This is a genomic window from uncultured Nostoc sp. (assembly GCF_964245575.1).
In the GTDB taxonomy this organism is placed as follows: Bacteria; Cyanobacteriota; Cyanobacteriia; order Cyanobacteriales; family Nostocaceae; genus Nostoc.
The window spans coordinates 1-8,295 of record NZ_CAXTNP010000307.1; the positions used below are offsets into that span (position 1 = coordinate 1).

Below are 8,295 nucleotides of genomic sequence, written 5' to 3' on the forward strand. Positions count from 1 at the left end.
TATTTCGGCGAACGCATTTGTTATTTTGCCTAACATTTTGTGCAATTCTTTCTTAGCCGCAAAGCACAGTAAAAAGGGGAACAACTACTCTTGTTCCCCTACGAACCCTCTATATTCCATGCCATTGAAAGCGGCTATAAGTTTTTAGCGATCGCAAAACTTCAGATAACTGCAAATCAGTTTTCGTCTCGCCCGTGAACTTGAGCAGGTGGACTGGTTGCCTCAACAGCAGTAAATGCTTCTAAAATTTTATAGGTGTGGCTAGCTCCTTTTGGTACTACCCAAGAACTCCCAGGGTCTAGTAAAACCGTTTGCCCTTCAATATGCAATTCTGCACGACCAGTGATTACATAACCAACAGTTTCATATTCTCGCGCTGTTGGCTCTTTAGGTTCATTCGGTTCCTCATTTTCCCACAGGCGCATGGAAAGACTTTTGCCAGATGCAAGATATTTTTGACCAAGTTCACCTTTAGGGGAATTGCTAGAGTCTACTTTAATAACGGTTTTATCAGACATATTTTTTGCCTCTTTTACTTTTAAACTTTGATTGTTTTGCCAGTGCGAGCTGCTTGGTAAATTAGCTGCATCAGCCTGACATCTTGCAAACCTTCCTTAAACCTGCTTTGTGTAATATAGTACGACGCGTAAATTCTGATTTTAGTAAATCAAACATGGAAGCTAAGGTATTGGGGATTAGGCATAGGGCATTGGGAAACTCTTCCTTATTCCCTACTACGGTTTGAGTACCACTTTGATGCAGTTATCTTTCTTGTGCTTAAAAATTTCGTAGCCGTGGGGCGCTTGTTCTAGAGGTAAGGTGTGGGTGATGATAAATGTTGGATCTATTTCACCATTTTGAATCCGTTCTAGCAAGGGTCGTAAATACTTATGGACATGCGTTTGTCCCATTTTGAAGGTTAGTCCCTTGTTCATCGCAGCACCCATCGGGACTTTATCTAAAAAGCCACCGTATACACCCGCAAGTGATACGTGACCACCTTTAGCAGCAGACACTATTACTTGGCGTAATGCCGTCGGACGGTCTGTTTCTAGACGTACTGCTTGCTTTACTTGGTCGTAGAATGCCATAAAATCTGTACCATGTGCTTCCATTCCCACTGCATCAATGCAAGCATCGGGGCCACGACCGCCAGTCATTTCTTTGAGTGCTTCGCCAATATCCACTTCTTCGTAGTTGAGAACTTCAGCTTTGCCGTATTCTTTAGCCATTTGCAGACGTTCGGGAATGCGGTCAAAAGCGATCACCCGTTCCGCACCTAGCATATATGCGCTTTTAATTGCGAATTGTCCGACTGGGCCACAACCCCAAATGGCGACAATATCACCGGGTTTGATGTTACAGTTCTCGGCTGCCATGTAGCCAGTCGGGAAAATATCTGTTAAAAATAGCACTTGCTCATCCGTTAAACCATCGGGAATTTTGAGCAAGCCGACATCGGCAAAGGGTACTCGTGCATACTCTGCTTGACCACCAGCGTAACCGCCGAATAAATGAGAGTAGCCAAATAGACCTGATGGGGAATGGCCCATTTGCTTTTCTACTAACCAAGCATTGGGGTTAGAGTTGTCACACAGTGACCATAAATCCCGATTGCAAAAAAAGCAGCTACCGCAAGATATAGTGAAAGGAACAACTACGCGATCGCCTACGTTGACATTTTTAACCGCACTTCCAAGTTCTACGACTTCCCCCATGAATTCATGACCAAGGATGTCGCCCTTTTGCATGGTAGGAATATAGCCGTCGTAAATATGCAAATCGGAACCACAAATTGCCGTAGATGTAATTTTAATAATGGCATCGCGTGGGTTAATAATTTTGGGGTCGGGAACTGTATCTACCCGCACATCGTTTGCTCCATGCCAGCAAACTGCTTTCATAATTATTTAGTCCTTAGTTATGATTTTTGGCTTGTTAATATCAAGATAGATACTCGATTTAGCCTGACTTTGAGACGCGATAATTCTCGCGTCTCAATAACTTTTCAAAACTTATTCAACAATTTCTGAGTCAAAAATTTAGACTCAGAAATTGCTACGAATCTAGCTTCTATCTCTTAGTTATTTGCTAGGAGGAGTTCGGTAATAACCTTCTTTCGTTTCAGTCAATGGCTCAACTGTTTCTTCGACTTTATTTTTTGTAGAGTTAAGAAACTCTTTTGTAGCTCGAGGAGTTTCTTCACCCAAGTTTAGCTTTTCGCGGATATTATCAACAGCGCTTTTTATTGGATTTTGGCTATTTGTGGTTTGGGTATCGTTTCTGATTTCACCTTGCCCGTCTGGTACTCCTTTATAATAAGTGCCTTCTGGAGTTGTAACATCAGCTTGTGCTACATTAACGTAGGTAAAAGCTTGACCCAGTAAAAACATAAATCCTACTAGGAAAACTACAAGGATTTGGGAAATGCGAATATTTCGTAGCCAAGAAGTTACTCGATTCATAAAAAACCTCAATTGCATTATGTTGGGTGTACAATTCAAAACCCTAAATCATTATTCACTATTCAGGGTTTAAGAACAACTTTAATACAGTTATCCTTTTTTTGTTGAAAGATGTGGTAGCCGTGCGGTGCTTGTTCTAAAGGCAATTGATGGGTGACAACGAAAGATGGATCAAGTTTTCCATCCAAAATCATCTGTAATAACGAATGCATATATTTTTGTCCATGCATTTGTCCCATCCTAAAGGTTAGTCCCTTGTTGAAGGCTGCACCAAATGGCATTTTGTCTACAAAACCACCATAAACACCCATGATTGAAAGAGTCCCGCCTTTACGACAGGCGACCATCATTTCCCGCAGAACGTGGGGACGGTCGGTCTCCAATCTGAGCTTTTGTTTTGTCTGATCGTAGAAATCTTCTAAACCAACGCCGTGTGCTTCTAAACCAACAGCATCGATGCAAGCATCGGGGCCACGACCACCAGTCATCTCTTTCAACGCTTCGCCAGCATTAACTTCTTCGTAGTTAATCACTTCTGCTTTGGCAAACTTTTTCGCCATCTCCAGGCGTTCGGGAAAGCGATCTATAGCGATCACTTTTTCAGCTCCCATCATGTAGGCGCTAATCATGGCAAATTGTCCAACAGCACCGCAACCCCAAACGGCTACAGTATCACCCGGTTGAATATCGCATAATTCTGCACCCATATAACCGGTGGGTATAGCGTCGGAGATGAATAGCAACATCTCATCCGGCAAATCTGGCGGAACTTTGACAACACCCACATCAGCAAAGGGTACACGGATATATTCTGCTTGTGCGCCTGCAAAACCACCTAACATGTGGGAGTAGCCATAAATAGCTGAGGTGATATTGCCAAACAATTTTTCTTGAATCCAGCCATTAGGGTTGGAATTATCGCACAACGACCACATATCACGCTGGCAATAATGGCAATTACCACAGCCAATTGTGGAAGGAACAACAACGCGATCGCCCACTTTTAAATTGTTGACTCCCTTACCAATTTCCACGACTTCCCCCATAAATTCGTGACCAATAATGTCACCCTGTTGCACTGTGGGAATATAGCCGCCATATATATGTAAATCAGAGCCACAAATCGCCGTGGAAGTAATTTTAATAATCGCATCACGCGGGTTGAGAATAGTCGGGTCTGGTACCGTCTGTACCCGCACATCATTAGCACCGTTCCAGCAGACTGCTTTCATAGTTATTAGTCCTTAGTCATTAGTCATTAGTCACTTTTACTCTCGCACTCGGCCCGAGCGACTTGTACTGAGCGGCTTGTGCCGAGCGAAGCCGAGGTAAGCCGAAGTATTAGTCATTAGTCATTCGCTTTAGGCAAAGGACAAATGACAAAGGACAAAGAACTACTTACGTCCAGAAGGTTGACCTTCGGTTGTGGCAATTTCGCCTGCTTCCATTAGCATTTTGAAGCGGCGCAATTCATCACCAATTTGCTGTTCTGGTTCTTCACCAAAAAGTTTAGCCACGGTAGCTGCCAATGCTCCGCCGGGGAGGTTATACTCCAAGACAATCTTAACTTCCGTGCCGCGATCGCCTGGTGCTTTTTTGAAGCGGACAAAACCAGAATTATCAACGTCTGCACCTTCTACAGAAGCCCAAGAAATAAATTCATTTTCCCGGTCTTCGAGAATATCTGCATCCCATTCTACACTGTTACCTAATGGTGCATTGGCAATCCAATGAGAACGTTTTTCGTTGTACACCTTGACAGATTTCAGATGCTTCATAAATGTAGGCAAATTCTCAAAGTTGTGCCAAAAGCGATACAATTCTTCTGCCGATTTATTAATTGTTACCGTCTTTTCAACTTTGATGGGTTGGTTTATCCCTATTGCTTCCTGTGCTTGCTGGATTGTGCTTTGCTTCGTTGCACCTTGATAAATCAAACCGCCACCGGCTAAAGCCGTCAGCGCTCCTCGCAATGAACCTTGCTTTAAACCCATCAGCACCATCGCACCGCCACCGATAAGGGATGCCCAACGCTCTACATCACTAGCTTCTGGCTGGTTTGTACTTGATTTATCCCCTGATGTTGAAGTCACTTTTTATATCTCCATTTATGTAAATTCACCAAAAAGGCGCAAATACCCTCTTCTTTCTATCTGTGTGTTATTTGCGCCTCTTCGGTAGCCGTCTACGTTCAAAAAACCTTACATTGACACAGCAGCCCCTGTAGTCGGCTTAGGAGGCTGAATCTGAGCGCCTATTCGCGTCCGATACAACTCTACCAATTGCTGTTCGTATTTCAATAAATCGTGGTAAATTTCTTTGAAAATAGCAGTTGCTACTGGGTCAGTTAACATTGCACACAAATTGCCAATATCGCCGATACCAGTTTGCACATCTCCTAAAGCAGAACGTAACTGATATATGTCATCACTTCCTGTTAAGGCAGTTTTCACCTTGGCATACTGATTGGCAATATTTGCGCCCAAAGAAGGTTTCTCACCTAATCGGTGAAGATAGGTTTCCAGTTTTTGAATGTGGCGCTGCTTATTACCAATGATCTCTTGAAAAAGTGATTTTACTTCGCTATCTGATTCCTTTTCCAAGTATTTCTCAAATGTTTCTAGGGAATAGCGTTCACCAGTTAGAGCAGTATTTAAGCCTTTGGCAATATCACCTTTAGTTGAGCCACCCCAAGCATCAGCCAATTTCCACCATTCAGCACTTGTGTCTTTTTCATCTGGTAATGCAGCATCTTTGCCACCATAGCCCAAACGGCTTAAAATAGCTGTGGTGAAAATTGGCAAGTCTCCGGGTTCACGGGATGTAATCAAATTTCCGTCAACTACCAACGGCTCATCCAAATAATTTGCGCCAGCGTTAATCATGTCCTTGGCAATAGCGCTAAAACCAGTGGCCTGTTTACCTTTGAGCAAGTCGCCTTCAATCAAAACTTGTGGCCCATGACAAACCGCAGCGACTAATTTTCCTTGTTGTATAGCTTCTTGGACAAAACGTACTGTGTTGGTGTTCCGCCGCATTTTATCAGGAGCCATCCCACCGGGAATTATTACCGCGTCGAATTCGGCTGCGATCGCTTCTGTGGTAGTACCATCAGCTTGCACACTAAGTTTACCCTGTTTTCCCTTATATTTTTCATTCATTCGGGAACCAAGGACTACTACCTCCATTCCCGCTTGTTTTAGTCCATTATAAGGAACTGTAAATTCTGCATCCTCTACTGCCTGTTCAATCAGGATAGCAACTTTTTTGTTAGCGGAATGATTGTTATAGTCAGTCATAGATTGTATTACCTGTTTATTTCTAGTATTTAACTAGCTACAATATTTATGGATTAGGACAGTTAAAAACCAGGATTTTTCCTGATAAATTTTGTTTGAATTGCCTACTATGCAGAAACTTTACTTGTTGGTCAAGTCCCAAACAGTTCTTCGTAATCGTGAGAAAAATCGGAGTGCAAGGCAGCAAATGATTCTGGGCTGATGGCATTTTGCAACACAGTAAATACAGCCCGAACATGAATTGCCACAGTAGTTGGTTCTATATTTTCTTTTTGACTTGCACGGACAATAAACTCTTGTAAGTTGAATGAGCCACCACTATCTCCTTCTTTTTTTCGCAAATAATCCCCTAGTTGTTGGGGCAAATTTGCAGCTAGTTCCTGTGCTTGGTCATTTGCTATCCGTTCTTTAAGGGTTTCTAATGTGGCGCGGGTAGCACGTTCTGCCTCTTCACGAGAATCTGATTGGGTAAGGCTTTGTACATGTGTAATGAACTCATCGTATTCCACTGTCTGTCTACCTCCGCTTCTCAAAATTCTTGAATGTCTTGTTATTTAGCATTCAGGTAGTTACAAGCATATATATCAAGTTAAAATGCCTAAACTGAAATTTCAACTTTTGCTCAGTAATAAAAAAAAGTTATGAGTCCGAAGTTGGCTACTGAATAATTTCACTTTGATCACTCCTAACTCATAACTAAAAATTTCAACTACAAGTTGCTTGACCATGAATTCATATTTATAATCCTATGGTGCGATCGCTAGTTTAGCTTCGTTCCAAGGGGATAGATTATTTTATTACTAAAGCTATACATCTCTAGTAAGACAACTTGTTGACAGGAAAACGTTATTGTGAGAATGCAGAAAATGGCTAGCATCATGGCAAAAAAAAATCATAATGACGAAATTGAAAGCAATGATTTGCCGCAAGAAATTACTGAATCCTATGGCACTGGTGTGAAAGACTTGCCAGGATACAATATTGGCGGGCGCTCTATACAGGAGGAAAGACAGGAGTATACAGAAACTAGTCCTGAACTCACTGGTGGGGATGTTGATGCTTATTGGCAAGATGCAGATGCAGTTGGGGATGAAGCTGTTGGTGGTAGTACTTCCACTCCCGATCAAAATGTAACTGAAGAGCTAGAAGCAGCAGTGGGGCTAGAAATGGATGATTTTGCGTTTCTGCGTACTAACGATATTTTAGAGGAACGTGACGGCGATCGCTGGGAGTTAGATCCGAAGTCTTCTGAAGATTATCAAGATCGGCGAGAATAAGCTAAATAAAAGCAAAATTGGATGTCGCCGTTAATAAATTAATGTCGCTAAATTGGGCAGTGCTTTTCTAAGCACTGTCACAATCAAACTAACATCTATCTACCGATATACCTCCTGAAAATATCTTAATTTTTTAGCATTACAATTGCTAACTCTTTTACGTTGCCTTTTCCAAGTATTTTTTTGACTTTTGATGTTGGATGAGCCAACTGTAATGCTTTTAATACAGGACTACACTCCACCCGATTTATGTTCTGTTTTCTAATTGTTCTTCTTTATGATTGCAAGACATCTGTCTTCAGTAGGTTAAAACTTTAAATGTACATTTGATAACCTTGCTAATAACACTGATGAATTGCAATTGGAGTTAATAATGACATCTACCCAAACTAACGATCCAACTATTCGTGAACATGTTCAAGCTTGGCAAAGTTTAAATGTGGATACACAATTGGCTTTGTTTTGGTTCATTTATAAAGAAATGGGTGGTTCAATTACCCCAGCTGCCCCTGGTGCTAGCACTGTCTCCCCAGAAATTGCTGAAGGTTTGTTTAATCAAGTTAAGGAATTATCTCACGAGCAACAATTACAAGTTCAACGTGATTTGATTAATAAAGTAGATAACGAAATTTCTCGTGAATATGGTTCTTTGGGTGATACCACTAAGCTACTATTTTGGTATCGATTATCTCAAGGTATGGATAATGGTACTATTATTCCTGTACCTTCTGACTATGAACTTCCCTCAGAAGCTAAACCATTGTTTGGCAAAATTCAAGGATTAGCCTTTGAGCAACAGATGACTGTTTTCCGTGATTATGTTTCGCCAATGGGTGCTGAAGCAAAAGCAGGTGCTGGAATTTAGCAATTTTCAAATTTTTAGCCTGCTTGAGGTTATCTATTTAGCCTCCAAATGAGGATAGGATGGCTAAAGTAGGGGGCAGGGGGCAGGAGAGAATCATTTGTAACTGTAATTTTGTGTAAATTAACGTGAGTCTCCAATGGAGGCGCACGTTAAATTAAGATTCGTGGACGAGTCTTTGATACTCGCCGACGAGTCTTTAATACTCGCCGACGAGTCTTTAATACTCGCCGACGAGTCTTTAATACTCGCTGACGAGTCTTTGATACTCGCCGACGAGTCTTTGATACTCGCCGACGAGTCTTTAATACTCGCTGACGAGTCTTTGATACTCGCCGACGAGTCTTTGATACTCGCCGACGAGTCTTTGATACTCGCCGACGAGTCTTTGA

The 8,295-nt window shown here is 41.9% G+C and carries 10 protein-coding genes; 2 read left to right on the top strand and 8 right to left on the bottom strand.

Annotation, left to right across the window (positions count from 1 at the left end):
• Positions 1 to 176 precede the first annotated feature (176 nt).
• From ACFFAP_RS32310 to ACFFAP_RS32340, 7 genes are all read right to left on the bottom strand, one after another.
• Positions 177 to 518, bottom strand: a complete 342-nt coding sequence (locus ACFFAP_RS32310) for a cupin domain-containing protein (protein WP_375515047.1) — start codon at positions 516 to 518, stop codon at positions 177 to 179.
• A gap of 216 nt (positions 519 to 734) precedes the next feature.
• Entirely contained in the window at positions 735 to 1,904 is a 1,170-nt protein-coding gene (locus tag ACFFAP_RS32315) for a zinc-dependent alcohol dehydrogenase (RefSeq protein ID WP_375515048.1), read from the bottom strand.
• Positions 1,905 to 2,084: 180 nt separating this feature from the next.
• Positions 2,085 to 2,465 carry a hypothetical protein gene (locus tag ACFFAP_RS32320; protein ID WP_375515049.1) on the bottom strand — a complete coding sequence of 127 codons (381 nt, stop codon included), beginning with the start codon at positions 2,463 to 2,465 and terminating at the stop codon, positions 2,085 to 2,087.
• A gap of 62 nt (positions 2,466 to 2,527) precedes the next feature.
• On the bottom strand, positions 2,528 to 3,697 hold the full coding sequence (locus ACFFAP_RS32325) for a zinc-dependent alcohol dehydrogenase (protein ID WP_375515050.1): 1,170 nt from the start codon (positions 3,695 to 3,697) through the stop codon (positions 2,528 to 2,530).
• A 162-nt stretch (positions 3,698 to 3,859) separates the two neighbouring features.
• On the bottom strand, positions 3,860 to 4,558 hold the full coding sequence (locus ACFFAP_RS32330; RefSeq protein WP_375515051.1) for an SRPBCC family protein: 699 nt from the start codon (positions 4,556 to 4,558) through the stop codon (positions 3,860 to 3,862).
• Between the two features lie 108 nt (positions 4,559 to 4,666).
• Positions 4,667 to 5,764: a DJ-1/PfpI/YhbO family deglycase/protease gene (locus tag ACFFAP_RS32335; RefSeq protein WP_375515052.1), complete on the bottom strand. Its 1,098-nt coding sequence runs from the start codon at positions 5,762 to 5,764 to the stop codon at positions 4,667 to 4,669.
• 131 nt (positions 5,765 to 5,895) lie between these two features.
• The gene (locus ACFFAP_RS32340) at positions 5,896 to 6,273 is read right to left on the bottom strand and encodes a DUF2267 domain-containing protein (RefSeq protein WP_375515053.1); all 378 of its coding nucleotides are present in this window, start codon (positions 6,271 to 6,273) and stop codon (positions 5,896 to 5,898) included.
• A gap of 369 nt (positions 6,274 to 6,642) precedes the next feature.
• On the opposite strand from ACFFAP_RS32340, the gene ACFFAP_RS32345 reads away from it, so the two are divergent.
• Entirely contained in the window at positions 6,643 to 7,041 is a 399-nt protein-coding gene (locus tag ACFFAP_RS32345; protein WP_375515054.1) for a DUF6335 family protein, read from the top strand.
• A gap of 373 nt (positions 7,042 to 7,414) precedes the next feature.
• Positions 7,415 to 7,906, top strand: coding sequence for an orange carotenoid protein N-terminal domain-containing protein (locus ACFFAP_RS32350; RefSeq protein ID WP_375515055.1), 492 nt, complete (start codon positions 7,415 to 7,417; stop codon positions 7,904 to 7,906).
• Between the two features lie 149 nt (positions 7,907 to 8,055).
• Here ACFFAP_RS32350 and ACFFAP_RS32355 read toward each other — a convergent pair.
• A partial coding sequence (locus tag ACFFAP_RS32355) for a hypothetical protein (RefSeq protein ID WP_375515056.1) occupies positions 8,056 to 8,295 on the bottom strand: 240 nt, incomplete at its 5' end.